The sequence below is a fragment of the Aeromonas sp. NJAU223 genome (assembly GCF_051125555.1).
Taxonomy (GTDB): Bacteria; Pseudomonadota; Gammaproteobacteria; order Enterobacterales; family Aeromonadaceae; genus Aeromonas; species Aeromonas veronii_G.
In genome coordinates, this window is sequence record NZ_CP144204.1 from 911,381 (window position 1) to 928,843 (window position 17,463).

A 17,463-nucleotide genomic window follows, 5' to 3' on the forward strand; every position below is an offset into this window, starting at 1 on the left:
AAGGTTTGCGGGTGGCTCAGCGCAGCCAGAGCCAGCCACAGGCGAAGGCGAGCCAGCTCAGCCCCAGCAGCACCCAGGGGAGGGGATGCTGGCGGCGGATCTCGATGATCTCGACCTCGCTTTCTTCCTCATGTTCGTCCTGTGGCTGCGACTTCGCCTTGGCCTGCAATTTCTTCTGGCGGCTGGCCTCGCGGGCGCGGGCCTTCATCTGCTTTTTGTATTCATCTATGCCCTTCTGGATCCCCTGTGCGATGAGCTGGGTCTGCTCCTTGGTCTGGCCCGGTTTCTGGTTGGCGCGGGCCAGTTTCATCGCCTCTTGCTGGGTCTCGGGGGAAATCTTGTCGTACTTGGCCATTCACGGCTCTCCTTGGCATCGATTGGCGGGAATTATGCCATAACCCTGGGTGGCAGGCTGCCATCCGGCCCGATGAAATGGTGCTGAGCCAGCTGAAGGCAGGGGGAAATATGTCGGTGGGAGAAGAGGTTGCGCGAAGGATCACATTTAGCACAATTTGTGAGTCGCTGATGAAAAACCGTCACATGTTGTTTGTTATATTACCGCCCGACCCGAGGCTGGGTCGTCCAATAACAAAATAACAAGGTGATATGGAAATGAATAATAAATTGGTCAAAGGAAGTATCGCACTGGCTGTGCTCGCCGCGCTGGGTGGGTGCAACTCCTCCCAAAATGAAAGTGTCGCCCCCTGCACTGAAAATGTCTGCAAACTCACCGTCCTGCATACCAACGATACCCACGGTCGCTTCTGGCACAACGACAAGGGTGAATACGGCATGGCGGCCCAGAAGACCCTGGTGGAGCGTCTGCGCGCCGACGCTAAGGCGGCGGGCAGCGAAGTGCTGGTGCTCTCCGGTGGTGACGTGAATACCGGGGTGCCGGAGTCTGACCTGCAGGATGCCGAGCCTGATTTCATGGCCATGAACAGCATCCGTTACGATGCCATGGCGGTGGGCAACCACGAGTTCGACAACCCCCTGAGCATCCTGGAAAAACAGCGTGAGTGGGCCAAGTTCCCCATGATCTCCGCCAACATCTATGACAAGGCCAGCGGCAAGCGCTACTTCGACCCCTACAAGGTGTTCAAGCTGGACAACGGCCTCAAGGTCGCCGTGCTGGGCCTGACCACGGAAGATACCGCCCAGCTGGTGGATCCCAACAACGTCCAGACCCTGGAATTCCGCGACCCGACCACGGAAGCGGCCAAACTGGGCCAGCAGATCCGTGCCGACAAGGAAGCGAACCTGGTCTTCGCCATCACCCACATGGGCCACTACGAGAATGGCCAGCACGGCAGCAACGCCCCGGGTGATGTGGAGATGGCGCGCGCGCTGCCGGCCGGCACCCTGGATGCCATCATCGGTGGCCACTCCCAGAACCCGGTCTGCATGGAGCCGGGCACCCCGGACAAGTACGCCGACTTCCAGCCGGGAGACGACTGCCAGCCGGATCAGCAGAACGGCACCTGGATCATGCAGGCCCACGAGTGGGGCAAGTATGTGGGGCGCGCCCAGTTTGACTACCAAAATGGCAAGCTGACCCTGACCAGCTACGAGCTTATTCCGGTCAACCTGAAGAACGCGGCCGGTGACTTCATTCAAGAAGAAATCACCAAGGATCCTGAGCTTTACAACACCTTGCTCTCCTATCAAGAGAAAGGGCAGCAGGAACTGGGTGTGGTCATCGGGTCTACCGACGGGGTACTGGACGGCGAGCGTGCCAATGTGCGCAACAAGCAGACCAACCTGGGTCGTCTCATCACCACCGCCACCGCCGAGAAGCTGAGCACCGACTTCGGTATCGTCAACTCAGGGGGCGTGCGTGCCTCCATCGCCGCCGGTGACATCAGCTACCGCGACGTGCTGACCGTGCACCCGTTCGGCAACACGGTTAACAAGGCGACCATGAGCGGCAGCGAGCTGGTGACCTACCTGGGTCAGGTGGCGACCAAGACGGTCAACACCGGCGGTTATGCCCAGTTCGGCGGCATCAACATGGCGGTGGATTGCCAGGCCAAGAGCGTGGCCATCACCAGCGTGGGTGGCAAGGCCTTCGATCCGGCTGCCACCTACAGCTTCTCCATCCCGAGCTTCAGCGCGGCCGGTGGCGATGGCTATCCGAAGATCAACACCATCAACGCCGGTCTGGTGGATGCCGGGGTGTTGAAGGAATATATCGAATCGAAGAAGACCATACAGGTGGCGGATTATCAGCCAGCCGGTGAAGTGAGCTATATCAACTCCACCTCGACCGACGGTTGCAAATAACGACCGCATTTTCTGACCATCATGTGAAAGAGGCAGCCCAGGCTGCCTCTTTTTATTTCCGCTTATCGCGAGTCTCCGCCATGGATATTACTCACGGTGCCCCCCTGGTTATTCACGGCACCTTGCCCATGCGCCAGCATGAGCAGGCGTAGAAATGAAGGCATGAAAAAGGCGACCCAGAGGTCGCCTTTTTATCTCTTCTGGATGGAGAGCCTTACAGCTGCTCGATCCCGACGATGTGCCAGGGAGCATTGTCCTTGGCCAGATCACGCTCGAGGTGCCACACCTCCTTGATGTCCTCCTCGACGTTCTCCTGGCGATCCATGTAGCGGCCGCTGAAGCGCACGCTGACCTGGGCCCAGTCGCTGCCGTAGTCGGCACGCACCAGCTGGGTGTCCACATACATGACTTCGGTATGCTGCTCACCGGTCAGTTCGGCGCGCTCGGCCTTGAGGTTCTCGTACAGTTCCGGGCTCACGTACTCGCGTACCTTCTCCAGATCGTTCTTGTTCCAGGCCTCTTGCAGGGTGCGGTAGTGATCACGGGCACCGGACAGGAAACCGTTCATGTCAAAGCCCGGCGGCAGACGGAAAGGCACGTCGCTGTCGGCAAAGCCGGTCGCCTGCGGGGCGCTGTGGCTCTGCTCAAACTGCTGCGGAGCCGCCTGGGGAGGCTGGTAGCCCGCATAGGCAGCCTGTGGCTGGGCGCTCGCCGCCTTGCTCTTGCGCAGGGCGCGGAACAGGAAGACGCCACCCAGGGCGAGCAGGGCGATCAGCAGCATGTCCATGCCTTGCAGACCTTCGAAGGCACCGCTACCCAGCAGATAGGCGAACAGGCCACCGGCCAGCAGGCCGCCCAGCAGACCACCCATCATGCCGCCCTTCTTGGGCGCCGCCGCCAGGGTCGGGTTCTTGCCGTTCACTGGTGCCGCAGCCGGTGCTGGCTGGGCCGGCGCCGTCTTGTAGCTCTTGCCAAAGGATTTGCCGCCGCCAAACTTCTTGGCTTCGGCGATGGGTGCCCCGAGGCCAATGGCCAGGATCACGGCAAACAGGGTCAGCATCTTTTTCATTTTGACTCTTTTCACTCTCATGTGGATGGGGGCATGCTCTGCTTGTGCAAGCTCAGCGAGGCGCATGGCAGGCTGCCTGTCCCTTTTTGTGTTGCAGCTTGCGACTATGATTACCATGTTTGGCATGAATTATTCATGAACGAATTGTCCCTGCCGGGACGGCAACAGGAGAAGCTGGATGAAAAACAGACGACCGAGCCGCAAAGAACGCAGACTGCGCAACAAGGCGAGAGCCAAGGGGCAGGATCAGACCCTGGTGTGGCCTTTTATCGTGCTATGACGCTGACCGGATCACCAGAACCCATGCGAACAGAGGATGCCAATCCGCCATGGCTTGACCCAGAGGAGGGGGGAAGATAGGCGGGCTCGTTGAATGACGCGCATTAGCGCTCGCGATGGCGGGGTTTCTTTTGTAAAATTCCCGTCCCCTTCCCGCTGCGGTTTTTATGTGTATGGCAGAGCAAGTGACGGCGAAAAAAGACGCCAAGACACAACAGCTGAAAGTTCCCCCCCACTCCTTTGAGGCCGAACAGTCCGTACTGGGCGGCCTGATGCTGGACAACGAAGCCTGGGATCGGGTGGCCGAGCGGGTGATCGACAAGGATTTCTACAGCCGTCCCCACCGCCTCATCTTCCAGGCCATGACCCGCCTCTCCAACGCGGGCAACCCCATCGATCTCATCACCCTGCAGGAGGAGCTGGAGCGCTCCGAGCAGCTGGAAGAGTCGGGCGGTTTTGCCTATCTGGTGGAGATCGCCAAGAACACCCCGAGCGCCGCCAACATCAACGCCTACGCCGAAATCGTGCGCGAGCGGGCCGTGGTGCGGGAGATGATCTCGGTCGCCAACGAGATCGTCGAGGCGGGCTACGAGCCCCAGGGCCGCACCTCGGGGGATCTGCTGGATCTCGCCGAGAGCAAGGTGTTCCAGATTGCCGAACAGCGCTCCAGCGCCAACGAGGGGCCGCAACCCCTGAACCTCATCCTGGAACAGACGGTCGACAAGATCGAAGAGCTGTTCAAGACCCCCCACAACGGGGTGACCGGGGTCTCCAGCGGTTACGGGGATCTGGACAAGATGACCGCGGGTCTGCAACGTTCGGACCTCATCATAGTCGCGGCCCGTCCCTCCATGGGCAAGACGACGTTCGCCATGAACCTGTGCGAGCACGCGGCGCTCACCGCCGACAAACCGGTGCTGATCTTCTCCCTCGAGATGCCCTCGGAGCAGATCATCATGCGTATGCTCGCCTCCGTGGGGCGCATCGATCAGACCAAGGTGCGGACAGGCCAGCTCGACGACGAGGACTGGGCCCGGCTCTCCTCCACCATGGGGCTCTTGCTCGAGAAGGGCAAGATGTACATCGACGACGCCTCCGGCCTGACCCCGACCGACGTGCGCTCCCGCGCCCGGCGCATCGCCCGCGAGCACGGCGGCCTGTCGATGATCATGATCGACTACCTGCAATTGATGCGGGTGCCAGCCCTGTCCGACAACCGGACCCTGGAGATCGGCGAGATCTCCCGCTCCCTCAAGGCCCTGGCGAAGGAGCTGCAGTGCCCGGTGGTGGCGCTCTCCCAGCTGAACCGAAGCCTGGAACAGCGGGCCGACAAGCGCCCGGTCAACTCGGATCTGCGGGAATCGGGCTCCATCGAGCAGGATGCCGACTTGATCATGTTCATCTACCGCGACGAGGTATATCACGACGACAGCCCCGACAAGGGGATCGCCGAGATCATCATCGGCAAGCAGCGTAACGGCCCCATAGGACGGGTGCGGCTGACCTTCCAGGGCCAGTTCTCCCGGTTCGACAACTATGCCGGCCCGGCGTTTGACGACGATTATTAAGCGGGAGCTAACCGCTCCCAGATGAGAAGACACAGTTTTCCCGGTTCGACAATTATGCCGGTCCGGCCTTAGACGATGACTATCAAGGGCGGGCACCCCGGTGCCAGGCGCCAGGCGCCACATGCCCTCAAGGGAAAACAGATGAAAGCGGCTATAGCCCAAATCGATACCCAGGCCCTGCGCCACAACCTCGCCGTGGTCAAGCGCCACGCCCCCTCCTGCAAGATCATCGCCGTGGTCAAGGCTAACGCCTATGGCCACGGTCTGCTGCCGGTCGCCCGCACCCTGGTGGATGCGGACGCCTACGCGGTGGCCCGTATCGAGGAGGCGCTGATGCTGCGCTCCTGCGCCGTGGTCAAGCCCATCGTGCTGCTGGAGGGCTTCTTCAGCGCCGCCGATTTGCCGGTGCTGGCGGCTAACAACCTGCAGACCGCCGTGCACACCTGGGAGCAACTCGAAGCCTTGGAGCAGGCCGAGCTGCCGGCCCCCGTGGTGGCCTGGCTCAAGCTCGACACCGGCATGCACCGGCTCGGGGTGCGGGCAGACGAGATGCCCTCCTTCATCGAGCGCCTGGGCCAATGCAAGAACGTGGTGCAGCCGTTCAACATCATGACCCACTTCAGCCGCTCCGATGAGCTGGAGCAGGTCACCACCCGCGAGCAGATCGATCTCTTCAGTCAGCTCACCGCCAACTTGGCCGGCGAGCGGGCCATGGCGAACTCGGCGGGCATCCTGGCTTGGCCCGATTCCCACTGCGACTGGGTGCGCCCGGGGGTCATCCTGTATGGCGTGTCGCCCTTCCCGGGGACCGTGGCGGCGGATTATGACCTCAAACCCGTGATGACCCTCAAAACACAACTTATTGCGGTGCGGGATCACAAGGCCGGTGAGCCGGTGGGCTACGGCGCGAACTGGGTGTCGGAGCGCGACACCCGGCTCGGGGTCATCGCCATCGGTTACGGCGACGGCTACCCGCGCATGGCCCCCAACGGTACGTCCGTGCTGGTCAACGGTCGCATCGTGCCCCTGGTGGGCCGGGTCTCCATGGACATGACCACGGTGGACCTGGGGCCCGGCGCCACCGACAAGGCCGGCGACGAGGCCGTGCTCTGGGGTGAGGGGCTGCCAGTGGAGCGGGTGGCCGAGGAGATAGGCACCATTCCTTATGAGCTCATCACCAAGCTGACGTCTCGTGTGTTTATGGAATACGTCTAGGCTATTCTCCCCATCCCATCCCATCCCATCCCGAACCCTTCTCCCGCGAGGGGGGAAGGGGCAGAGAGTGATAACAGCAGTTTTCTCTTCGCCTGAGGAGAGATAAAGCATAAAAAAGGCCGCCCTTATCGGGGTGGCCTTTTTTATGCTCTGGTGATGGCGGTGTCGATATGAAAAAGCCCCGCGTCAGCGGGGCTTGAGCTCTCAGGTTCTGTGCAGCGCTTAGCCGATGGTCATCAGGCTGGCGTTGCCACCGGCGGCGGCGGTGTTGACCGAGAGGGCGTGCTCGATGAGCAGGCGCTCCAGCGGAATGTCGGTCTCGCCACGGTGCAGGCCGTGCACCCCGACGATGGCGCCGGGACGAGCAGCGGCGAGCTTGCTCACCTCGCTCAGCTGATCCGAGTCACCGTGATGCAGCAGGGCATCGAAGGCGGTGTCGCCGTTGGCCCAGTCCGCCACCAGCTGGATGCGGCTGCGCACCTCGGCCGGCAGGCTGCCATGGAGGGTGCGGTGCAGGGCAACGTCCTGCCACAGCACCTCGGTCCCGACCGCCAGACAGGCCGCCAGCTGGGCCAGCAGATCCGCCTTGTCTTCGGCCAGACAGAGCACTCGCTCCCGCGGCAGCAGGCTATAGCTGTTGCGCTCGCCGGTGGGGCCGACCAGCAGCTGGGTGCGGCCGCTCTGGGCCAGCTCGCCGTAGCGATCGCACAGGGGCACCAGGGCCTTCTCCTGCTTGGCTGCCCAGTTGTGCAGGGCCTGCAGGGCGGGTTTGAGCGACTCGGCCTGCGGGGCGCCGCCGGCCTCCTGACGCAGCTGGTTGGCCACCGCATCGTCCGGACGAGTGGCCAGCAGGCGGTACATGTAGAGCGGGCCGCCCGCCTTGGGACCGGTGCCGGAGAGGCCTTCGCCACCGAAGGGTTGTACCCCGACCACGGCGCCGACGATGTTGCGGTTCACGTAGAGATTGCCGACCCGGGCGGTGTTCACCACCTGGGCGATGGTCTCGTCGATGCGGGTGTGCACCCCCAGGGTCAGGCCGTAGCCGCTGCCGTTGATTTGGCTGAGCAGCTCACCGAGCTTGGCCCGTGGGTAGCGCACCAGGTGCAGCACGGGGCCGAACACTTCGCGGCCGAGCTCATCCAGGCTGTCGAGTTCGATCAGGGTCGGCAGCACGAAGGTGCCGCGGCTGTAATCGGCGCCCTGGGCACGGGCGATCTGGTGCACCTTGCGACCCTTGTCGGTCATGGTCTTGATGTGTCGCTCGATGTTGGCCTTGGCCTCGACGTCGATCACCGGGCCGATATCGGTGGCGAGGTGCTCCGGGTTGCCGACCTTGTACTCGGCCATGGCGCCCTTGAGCATGCGGATCACCCGATCCGCCACGTCGTCCTGCACGCACAGCACCCGCAGGGCGGAGCAGCGCTGACCGGCGCTGTCGAATGCCGAGGAGATGACATCCATCACCACCTGCTCGGTGAGGGCGGAGGAGTCGACGATCATGGCGTTCTGGCCACCGGTCTCGGCGATGAGGGGGATGGTGCGACCCTGGGCGTCGAGGCGACCGGCCAGGTTGCGGGAGATGATCCCCGCCACCTCGGTGGAGCCGGTGAACATGACGCCGCGTACCCGCTCGTCGGCAATCAGCGCCGCACCCACGGTTTCACCGCGGCCCGGCAGCAGTTGCACCGCACCGGCGGGCACCCCGGCTTCCAGCAGGATGCGTACCGCCTGGGCGGCGATGAGGGGGGTTTGCTCGGCGGGCTTGGCCAGCACCGTATTGCCGGCGGCGAGCGCCGCACACACCTGGCCGCTGAAGATGGCGAGCGGGAAGTTCCAGGGGCTGATGCAGACCACGGGGCCAAGCGGCCTGTGGCTGTCGTTGGCGAAGTGGTTGCGGGCCTGGGCGGCGTAGTAGCGCAGGAAGTCTACCGCCTCGCGTACTTCGGCGATGGCGTTGCTGAAGGTCTTGCCGGATTCCCGCACCAGCAGGCCCATCAGGGGTTGCAGTTCGGATTCCATCAGATCGGCGGCGCGCTCCAGCACGGCGGCCCGTTCGGCAGGCGGGGTGGATTGCCAGATCTGGCCGCTGGCGAGCGCGCAGGAGAGCGCACTGTCCACCAGCTCGCCGTTGGCCTCGCTCACCTGACCGACGATGTCTCTGTGGTCCGCCGGGTTGATCACGGGCTGGAACTCGCCAGTCGCCTGGGTCTCACAACCCAGCATGGGCAGGGCTTGATAGCGGGTGTTGGTGCTGGCGAGCAGGGCGGCGGAGAGGGAGCCCAGGCGATGTTCATTCGCCAGATCCAGCCCTTCGGAGTTCGGACGCGCCTCGCCATAGAGTTCGCGGGGCAGGGGGATGCGCGGGTGCGGCAGGCCGAGGGCGCCTTCGCGGGCGGCCATCTGTTCGATCTGCTGCACCGGATCCTGTACCAGATCCGCCAGGGAGATGTTGTTGTCCGCGATGCGGTTGACGAAGGAGGTGTTGGCCCCGTTCTCCAGCAGACGGCGCACCAGGTAGGCGAGCAGGGTCTCATGGCTGCCGACCGGTGCATAGATGCGGCAGGGGCGGCCCAGTTTGCCGTCGGCAACCTTGCCGACCACCTGTTCATAGAGCGGCTCACCCATGCCGTGCAGGCACTGGAACTCGTACTGGCCAGGGTAGTAGTTTTTCCCGGCGAGCTGATAGATGGCCGACAGGGAGTGGGCGTTGTGGGTGGCGAACTGGGGATAGATGGACTCCGGCACCGCCAGCAGCTTGCGGGCGCAGGCCAGATAGGAGACATCGGTATAGGGCTTGCGGGTATAGACCGGATAGCCTTCCAGACCGTTGACCTGAGCCAGCTTGATCTCGCTGTCCCAGTAGGCACCCTTCACCAGGCGGATCATCAGGCGATGACGGCTGCGCTTGGCGAGATCGATGACGTAGTCGATCACATAGGGGCAGCGCTTCTGATAGGCCTGAATGACGAAACCGATACCGTTCCAGTCGGCAAGGGAAGGATCGAAACAGAGCTTCTCCAGCAGATCCAGCGAGATCTCCAGCCGATCGGCCTCCTCGGCGTCGATGTTGATGCCGATGTCGTACTGCTTGGCGAGCTGGGTCAGGGAGAGCAGGGTGGGGTAGAGCTCCTCCATCACCCGGTCGTACTGGGCACGGCTGTAGCGCGGGTGCAGGGCGGAGAGCTTGATGGAGATGCCCGGGCCCTCGTAGATGCCGCGGCCGTGGGAGGCCTTGCCGATGGCGTGGATGGCCTGCTCGTAGGAAGCCAGATAACGCTTGGCATCCTCCTCGGTCAGGGCCGCTTCCCCCAGCATGTCGTAGGAGTAGCGGAAGCCCTTGGTCTCCATGGTGCCGGCGTTGGCCAGTGCCTGGGCTATGGTCTCGCCGGTGACGAACTGCTCCCCCATCAGCCGCATGGCCATGTCGACCCCCTTGCGGATGAGCGGTTCGCCGCCCTTGCCGATCAGGCCCTTGAGGGAGGTGTTGAGGCCGGCCTCGTTATGGGTGGCCACCAGCTTGCCGGTGATGAGCAGGCCCCAGGAGGCGGCATTGACGAACAGGGAGGTGCTGTTGCCCAGATGCTGGCTCCAGTTGCCACCGCTGATCTTGTCGCGAATGAGGGCGTCACGGGTCGCCTTGTCCGGAATGCGCAGCAGCGCCTCCGCCAGACACATCAGGGCCACCCCTTCCTGGGAGGAGAGGGAGAACTCCTGCAGCAGCCCCTGCACCAGACCCTGACGGCCGCTGGCACTCTTCTGGTTGCGCAGCTTCTCGGCGATGCTCATGGCGAGCTTCTGGGTCGCCTCGGCCTTCTCTTTGGGCAGACGAGCCTGCTCCAACAGCATGGGCACGGCCTCGGTCTCGGGGCGGCGATAGGCGGAGGTAATGGCGGCGCGCAGCACGGATTGCGGCAGGATGCTCTCGGCAAACTCGAGGAAGACCTGGATCCCCTGCTCGGTCAGCGCCTCTACCGGCTCGTCCCCTGCGGCGGCGGCCAGCCCGGACTGCTCGGGCGGAGTCAGGCCGCGATCCAGCTGCTCCAGGTAGGTGAAGATCGCCTGCTTGATCAGCCAGTGGGGGGTGCGGTCCAGGGTCTGGGCGGCCTGCTTGAGTCGGTCGCGGGTCGCTTCGTCGAGTTTAACGCCAAGGGTGGTGGTGGCCATGGGACTTCCTGTGTCTAGAAGGTAACAATATTACCGGACGGTTAAATTTTGACGATAATGGTGCAACCAGGTGCAACCTTCAAGCAAGATTTTTTAATGGTTATGCTACAAGGTTTCGTTTGAGTGACGCCTTTAAGCGAGCCTGCTGGTGGAAAATGCTGTCTTGTTAGCATGTTAATCTGTTGAAACAGACTATTAACAACTTATATTGTGAATATTGTTAATGGTGCAACCGAGAGATGGATCTCGGTTGCATCTTTTTTTTGCCGCTGGCTAAGATGTGCAGCCTGGGTGCAACCGGTTCATGGATGTGGTGCACCGGGACTCGCTGACAACAAACTTCAAGGAACGAAGACAATGATGACTACACCCCTGGTGCAGCCACAGACGGCTGCGACCCGAAAACGGGCGCTGATCGCCAGTTTGACCGGCAGCTCCATCGAATGGTTCGACTACTTCCTCTACGGCACGGCCGCGGCCCTGGTGTTCAACAAGCTGTTCTTCCCGAACTTCGACCCCGTGGTCGGCTTGATGCTCTCCTATCTCTCCTTCTCCCTGACCTTCTTCATCCGTCCCATCGGCGGCGTGCTGTTCGCCCACATCGGCGATCGCATCGGCCGCAAGAAGACGCTGGTGCTCACCCTCTCCCTGATGGGGGGCGCCACCGTGCTGATCGGCTGTCTGCCCACCTATGAGCAGATCGGTGTCTGGGCCCCCATACTGCTCATCTCCCTGCGGGTGGTGCAGGGCATGGGGATCGGCGGTGAATGGGGCGGTGCCCTGCTGCTGGCTTATGAGTATGCCCCGCCCAAGCGCAAGGGGCTGTTTGGCAGCGTGCCCCAGGTGGGGGTGACCATCGGCATGCTGCTGGCGACCCTGGCGGTGAGCCTGATGGCCATGCTGCCGGAGGATCAGTTCCTCTCCTGGGGCTGGCGAGTGCCCTTCCTGCTGAGCGCGGGCCTGGTGTTCGTGGGTCTGTGGATCCGGCACGGGCTGGACGAGACTCCCGAGTTCAAGCAGGCCAAGGCCAGCGGCAACGTGGCCAAGGTGCCGCTGCTGGAGACCCTGCGTCACCACTGGCGGGAGGTGCTGATCGCCGCCGGTCTCAAGGTGGTGGAGACGGCCCCCTTCTACATCTTCTCCACCTTCGTGGTGAGCTATGCGGTCAACTCCCTGGCCTATGAGAAGGGGGTGGCGCTCCATGCGGTCATGCTGGGGGCCCTGGTGGCGACCTGCATGATCCCTCTGATGGGAGCTCTCTCCGACAAGGTGGGGCGCAAGGCGGTCTATATCGGCGGCATCCTGGCGCTGGCGCTCTTCATCGCCCCCTACTTCATGCTGCTGGACACCCGCACCGGCTGGGGCATCACCCTCGCGACCGTCATCGGCTTTGGCGTGCTCTGGGCGCCCATCACCGCCGTGCTGGGGACCCTCTCCTCCGAGATCTTCAGCACCCGGGTACGCTACACCGGCATCACCTTGGGTTATCAGCTGGGCGCCGCCCTGGCCGGTGGCACGGCGCCCCTCATCGCCACCTGGCTGCTGAGCCGCTATCAGGGAGATTGGCAGCCCGTCGCCCTCTACATGCTGGTGACCGTCGGCATCTCGCTGGTGGCCATTCTCGCCATCGGCAAGGGCCGGGGAGCGGCGCTGCCGGCCGGGGAAGTGGAGGCGGGTTAAGGTCTGGGTGTCGCCCCCTCACTGGGGGGGCGTGCAGGGGATGGGGCTCTTCTATGCTGATAGCTGGCCTGTGGGCCAGCCAATCGATGACAAGGAGAAAACCATGGCGCGTGTCAGTACCTATCTCAACTTCCCGCGGGAGACGGAAGCGGCGTTTCTGTTCTATCGCGAGGTGTTTGGCGGTGACTTCAACGGCCCCATCCACAGATTCAAGGACTCCCCCGGCTGCCCGGGCCAGCCAGCCCTGTCCGAGGCGGATGGGGAACTGGTGATGCACGTGGAGCTCGCCATCCTCGGCGGTCACGTGCTGATGGGGACCGATGCCCCCGCCAGCATGGGCTTCACCCTGGTGCAGGGCAACAACAGCTACCTCAACCTGGAGCCTGACAGCCGGGGTGAAACGGATCGGCTGTTCGCGGCTCTGGGGGCGGGGGGCAAGGTGGAAATGGCGCTGCAGGAGATGTTCTGGGGCGACTATTTCGGCTCCCTGGTGGACAAGTTCGGTACCCACTGGATGTTCAACTGCCAGAGCAAGACCTGATAACCGATCTGCAATGCAAAAGGGCGCCTAGGCGCCCTTTTTCTCTATTTCATCGATTCACAGCGCTATTTGCCGCGACCCACCATCTGGCCGGGCACCACCCAGGCATCGAACTGCTGGGCGGTGAGATGACCCGATGCGATGGCCGCCTCCCGCAGACTCAAGCCCTCATGGTGCGCCCGTTTGGCGATCTCGGCGGCCTTGTCATAGCCGATGTGGGGGTTCAGCGCCGTCACCAGCATCAGGGAGCGGGCCAGCAGCTCGTCGATGCGATCCCGGTTTGGACGGATGCCGACGGCGCAGTGTTCGGTGAAGCTCTTCATGCCATCCGCCAGCAGCCGCACGCTCTGCAGGAAGTTGTGGGCCATCATGGGCCTGAACACGTTCAGCTCGAAGTTGCCGCTGGCTCCGCCGATGTTGATGGCCACGTCGTTGCCCATCACCTGGGCGCAGAGCATGGTGAGGGCCTCGCTCTGGGTCGGGTTGACCTTGCCCGGCATGATGGAGGAACCGGGTTCGTTCTCGGGGATGAGGATCTCCCCGAGCCCGCTGCGGGGACCGCTCGCCAGCCAGCGCACGTCGTTGGCGATCTTCATCAAACTGGCCGCCAGGGTCTTGAGGGCGCCGTGGCCATGGACCAGGGCATCGCTCGCCGCCAGCGCCTCGAACTTGTTGGGGGCGCTGACCAGGGGCAGGCCGGTCTGGGTGGCGAGGGCGGCGGCGACCCCTTCGGCGAAGCCGGGCGGGCAGTTGAGGCCGGTGCCCACCGCGGTGCCGCCGAGGGCCAGCTCAGACAGATGGGGCAGGGCGGCGCGCAGGTGGTGCTCCCCCTGCTCCAGCTGGGCGACCCAGCCGGAGATCTCCTGACCCAGGGTAAGGGGGGTCGCATCCTGCAGGTGGGTGCGGCCTATCTTGACGATGTCGTCGAAGGCGCTCGCCTTGTCGGCCAGGGTCTCTTTCAGGGTGAGGAGGGCGGGCAACAGCTGGCCCGTGATGGCGGTGACGGCGGCCAGGTTCATGGCGCTCGGGAAGACGTCGTTGCTGGACTGGCTCTTGTTCACCTCGTCATTGGGATGCACCAGGCGATCTTCGCCCCTGGCGCCACCGAGCAGCTCGCTGGCGCGGTTCGCCAGCACCTCGTTGAGGTTCATGTTGGTCTGGGTGCCGGAGCCGGTCTGCCACACCATCAGGGGGAATTCCCCGCCGTGCAGGCCCGCGAGTACTTCGTCCGCCGCCGCCATGATGGCCTGGGCCTTGCGGGCTGGCAGCAGGCCAAGATCGTGGTTGACCCGGGCGCAGGCGGACTTGATGCGGGCGAGGGCATGAATGATCTCGATGGGTTGGCGCTCCCCGGAGATGTTGAAGTGGTGCAGGGAACGCTGGGTCTGGGCCCCCCACAGCCTGTCCGCCGGGACGGCTATCTCCCCGAGGCTGTCACGTTCCATCCTGATGCTCATGGCTCTTCTCCTGTCGGTGGGACTGATTCCCTAGCATGACCATAAAGGGTCGTCGAGGCCAGCTTGCATATATCCACCCCTTGTATATAATAAGTAAAGCTTACTATATGGATTGATTATTATGAGCAAACAACAGGACACCCTGGGCTTTCTGATCGCCGATGTGCAGCGCCTGATGCGCCGCCAGTTCCAGCTTCAGCTGGAGGGGAGTTGCGTGACCCTGGCACAGGCTCGGGCCCTGGTTCACATCGCTCGCAGTGAAGGGATCCGCCAGGTGGATCTCGCCGATCGGCTGGACATACAGCCCATCACGCTGGCCCGCCAGCTCGATCAGATGGCCGAGAACGGCCTGGTGGAACGACGCAGCGACCCCAACGACAGGCGGGCCCATCAACTCTATTTGACCCCGCAGGCGGATCCCTACCTGACCATGATCAGGCAGGCGTCCGACACTGTGATGCAAATGACCGTCAACGAGTTGGGGGAGGCACGGACTCAGCAGTTGTGCGACTCCCTCAAGACCCTGCGTGACGCGTTTTCCCACTCCTGATTTCTATTTTCACAGCATTTATGCGGAGTTTTCATATGACTGACGATACTTCACCCCAACTTACGGCAACCCCCAATCGTCGCCGGACCCGCCTGCTTCTGTTGGTGGTGGTGCCGGCTCTGGCCCTGCTCGGCGTCGGCGCCGTCTACATGATGGGTGGCCGCTACGTGGAGACCGACAACGCCTACGTGAAGGCCGACAAGGTGCCCATCAGTACCGAGGTGCTGGGGCGGGTCTCCAAGGTATATGTGAATGAGAACGAACAGGTGAAGGCCGGCCAGCTGATGTTCGAGCTGGATCCCGAGACCTTCCAGGTGGCCGTGACCAAGGCCGAGGCGGAATTGGCCAAGGTGCGCACCGATCTGGTGGCGCTGCAGACCAGCTATCGCGGTCAGCAGGCGGAGATAAGCGTGGCCAGCACCCGTCATGCCTATGCCCTGAAAGAGGAACACCGTCAGGCGGATCTGGTGGCCAAGCACTTCACCTCCACCGCCAACTATGACGATGCCCGCCAGCTCACCATCCAGACCGCCCAGCAACAGGTGGCGCTGGAAGAGGGGCTCAAGAAGATAGAGGCCTCCCTGAACGGGGACGTCAACCTGCCGGTTGAACAGCAACCCGCCTATCAGGAAGCCGCCGCCGAGCTTGCCAAGGCCAAGCTGGATCTCTCTCGTACCAAGATCTATGCCCCCGCCAACGGCATCGCCAGCCAGCTGCCCAAGCCGGGTCAGTACAGCATCGTCGGCATGACCGTCATGATGCTGGTGGAGACAGACACTCCCTGGGTTGAAGCGAACTTCACCGAGACCGAGCTGACCCATGTGCAGCCGGGTCAGGAGGTGGAGATCAGCCTGGATACCTACCCGGATGCCCGTTGGCACGGGGTGGTGGAGAGCCTGAGCCCGGCCACGGGGTCCGAGTTCTCGGTGATCCCGGCCCAGAATGCGACCGGCAACTGGGTCAAGATTGCCCAGCGGGTGGCGGTGCGGATCAAGCTGGACGGGACGGCGGGTCAGCCCACCCTGCGCGCGGGTCTGAGCGCCATCACCAAGATAGACACCGGCCACAAACGCAGCCTGCTGGGCTGGTCATTCTGAGGTTGATATGACGACGCAAAGCCATCAGGGAGACGATCAGAGCTCCCGACGTGGCTTCATCACCCTCTCGGTGATGTTGGCCACCATCATGCAGGCGCTGGACACCACCATCGCCAACGTAGCCCTGCCCCATATGCAGGGGGCCATGGGGGCAACCCAGGATCAGATCTCCTGGGTGCTGACCTCCTACATAGTCGCGGCGGCCATCTTCATGCCGCTCACCGGTTTCATCTCGGCGCGGATAGGGCGCAAGAAGCTGTTCATGTGGTCGGTGGCGGGTTTCACCGTCGCCTCCATGCTGTGCGGGGCGGCCCAGAGCCTGGATCAGATCGTGCTGTTCCGCCTGTTGCAGGGGATCTTCGGCGCCAGTCTGGTGCCCCTCTCCCAGGCGGTCCTGCTCGATACCTACCCGCCGGAGAAACATGGCTCCGCCATGGCGCTCTGGGGGATCGGTGTCATGGTCGGTCCCATTCTGGGGCCGTCGCTCGGGGGCTGGCTTACCGAGTATTACAACTGGCGCTGGGTGTTCTACATCAACCTGCCGTTTGGTCTGCTGGCCTGGTTCGGTCTCGCCGCTTTCATCGAGGAGACCAAGATAGATGCGAGTCGCCGCTTCGATCTGCTGGGCTTTGCCCTGCTCAGCATCGGCATCGGGGCGTTGCAGATGGCCCTTGACCGGGGGGAATCCCAGAACTGGTTCGCGAGCCCCGAGATAGTCATCGAGACCATCATGACGGTGATGGCGTTCTATCTGTTCGTGGTGCACATCTTCACCCACAAGCATCCCTACATAGAGCCGGCCCTGTTCAGGGATCGCAACTTCAGCGTCGGGCTGGTGTTCATCTTCATCGTCGGCATCATTCTGCTGGCGACCATGACCCTGCTGCCTCCCTTCATGCAGGGGTTGATGGGCTATCCGGTCATCGACGTGGGTTATCTGCTCGCCCCGCGGGGGGTTGGTACCATGTTCGCCATGATGCTGGTGGGCCGTCTCTCCGGGCGGGTGGATGTGCGTTATCTCATCCTGCTTGGGCTGCTCCTCACCAGCTTCTCCATGTGGGAGATGACCCTGTTCAACACCGACATCAGCAGCTGGGACATAGTGCGAACCGGCATAGTGCAGGGGCTGGGGCTCGGCTTCATCTTCGTGCCGCTTTCCACCGTCACCTTCGCCACCCTGTCTCCCCGTTTCCGCAATGAGGGAACGGCGCTGTTCAGCCTGGTGCGTAACATCGGCAGCAGTATCGGCATCTCCGTGGTCATCGCCTATCTGGCCCAGCGCACCCAGATGAACCACGAGGTATTCGCCTCCTACATCAACCCGTTCAACATGGCGCTGCATCAGAGCGGGGAGATCGCCAAGCTGGATACGGTCAAGGGACTGGTGGAGATGAACGGGGTCGTGACCCGTCAGGCCAGCCTGCTCGCCTATCTGCAGGACTTCCGGCTGATGATGTGGGTGACTCTGTGTGCCATTCCGCTGGTGCTGCTGCTCAAGGCGCCCAAGCCCGGGGCCGAAAAGCAGGAGATGATCCTGGAATAAGGGGCCAGGCTTTGCTC

The 17,463-nt window shown here is 63.0% G+C and carries 12 protein-coding genes; 8 read left to right on the top strand and 4 right to left on the bottom strand.

The features are described from left to right. Positions 1-16: 16 nt before the first annotated feature. A complete protein-coding gene (locus tag VZC39_RS04355; protein ID WP_349921226.1) occupies positions 17-355 on the bottom strand; it encodes a DUF2956 domain-containing protein in 339 nt (112 codons plus the stop codon). A 257-nt stretch (positions 356-612) separates the two neighbouring features. Between VZC39_RS04355 and ushA the strand changes: the two genes are divergently transcribed. Then, positions 613-2,283 carry a bifunctional UDP-sugar hydrolase/5'-nucleotidase UshA gene (gene ushA / locus VZC39_RS04360; RefSeq protein ID WP_434666017.1) on the top strand — a complete coding sequence of 557 codons (1,671 nt, stop codon included), beginning with the start codon at positions 613-615 and terminating at the stop codon, positions 2,281-2,283. A gap of 214 nt (positions 2,284-2,497) precedes the next feature. Here ushA and VZC39_RS04365 read toward each other — a convergent pair whose 3' ends face one another. Beyond that, positions 2,498-3,352 carry a Tim44 domain-containing protein gene (locus VZC39_RS04365; RefSeq protein ID WP_349921228.1) on the bottom strand — a complete coding sequence of 285 codons (855 nt, stop codon included), beginning with the start codon at positions 3,350-3,352 and terminating at the stop codon, positions 2,498-2,500. 452 nt (positions 3,353-3,804) lie between these two features. On the opposite strand from VZC39_RS04365, the gene dnaB reads away from it, so the two are divergent. Together dnaB and alr are read left to right on the top strand one after the other, a co-directional pair. Then, on the top strand, positions 3,805-5,199 hold the full coding sequence (gene dnaB, locus VZC39_RS04370; RefSeq protein WP_349921229.1) for a replicative DNA helicase: 1,395 nt from the start codon (positions 3,805-3,807) through the stop codon (positions 5,197-5,199). A gap of 141 nt (positions 5,200-5,340) precedes the next feature. Further along, entirely contained in the window at positions 5,341-6,414 is a 1,074-nt protein-coding gene (gene alr / locus VZC39_RS04375) for an alanine racemase (protein WP_434666021.1), read from the top strand. A gap of 222 nt (positions 6,415-6,636) precedes the next feature. Here the strand turns inward: alr and putA are convergent, their stop codons facing one another. Then, complete coding sequence (putA, locus tag VZC39_RS04380) at positions 6,637-10,578, bottom strand: trifunctional transcriptional regulator/proline dehydrogenase/L-glutamate gamma-semialdehyde dehydrogenase (RefSeq protein WP_434666023.1); 3,942 nt, start codon at positions 10,576-10,578, stop codon at positions 6,637-6,639. Between the two features lie 357 nt (positions 10,579-10,935). On the opposite strand from putA, the gene VZC39_RS04385 reads away from it, so the two are divergent. Both VZC39_RS04385 and VZC39_RS04390 read left to right on the top strand, forming a co-directional pair. Further along, on the top strand, positions 10,936-12,258 hold the full coding sequence (locus tag VZC39_RS04385) for an MFS transporter (RefSeq protein ID WP_349921232.1): 1,323 nt from the start codon (positions 10,936-10,938) through the stop codon (positions 12,256-12,258). A 103-nt stretch (positions 12,259-12,361) separates the two neighbouring features. Beyond that, on the top strand, positions 12,362-12,799 hold the full coding sequence (locus VZC39_RS04390) for a VOC family protein (RefSeq protein ID WP_349921233.1): 438 nt from the start codon (positions 12,362-12,364) through the stop codon (positions 12,797-12,799). Positions 12,800-12,864: 65 nt separating this feature from the next. Here the strand turns inward: VZC39_RS04390 and fumC are convergent, their stop codons facing one another. Further along, complete coding sequence (gene fumC / locus VZC39_RS04395) at positions 12,865-14,256, bottom strand: class II fumarate hydratase (protein WP_434666027.1); 1,392 nt, start codon at positions 14,254-14,256, stop codon at positions 12,865-12,867. A gap of 121 nt (positions 14,257-14,377) precedes the next feature. On the opposite strand from fumC, the gene VZC39_RS04400 reads away from it, so the two are divergent. From VZC39_RS04400 to VZC39_RS04410, 3 genes are read left to right on the top strand one after another with little or no spacing between them, the layout of a single operon-like run. Further along, the gene (locus tag VZC39_RS04400) at positions 14,378-14,806 is read left to right on the top strand and encodes a MarR family winged helix-turn-helix transcriptional regulator (protein ID WP_434666030.1); all 429 of its coding nucleotides are present in this window, start codon (positions 14,378-14,380) and stop codon (positions 14,804-14,806) included. A gap of 35 nt (positions 14,807-14,841) precedes the next feature. Continuing rightward, complete coding sequence (locus VZC39_RS04405; protein WP_434666033.1) at positions 14,842-15,903, top strand: efflux RND transporter periplasmic adaptor subunit; 1,062 nt, start codon at positions 14,842-14,844, stop codon at positions 15,901-15,903. 7 nt (positions 15,904-15,910) lie between these two features. Further along, positions 15,911-17,446 carry a DHA2 family efflux MFS transporter permease subunit gene (locus VZC39_RS04410; RefSeq protein WP_434666035.1) on the top strand — a complete coding sequence of 512 codons (1,536 nt, stop codon included), beginning with the start codon at positions 15,911-15,913 and terminating at the stop codon, positions 17,444-17,446. Positions 17,447-17,463 lie beyond the last annotated feature (17 nt).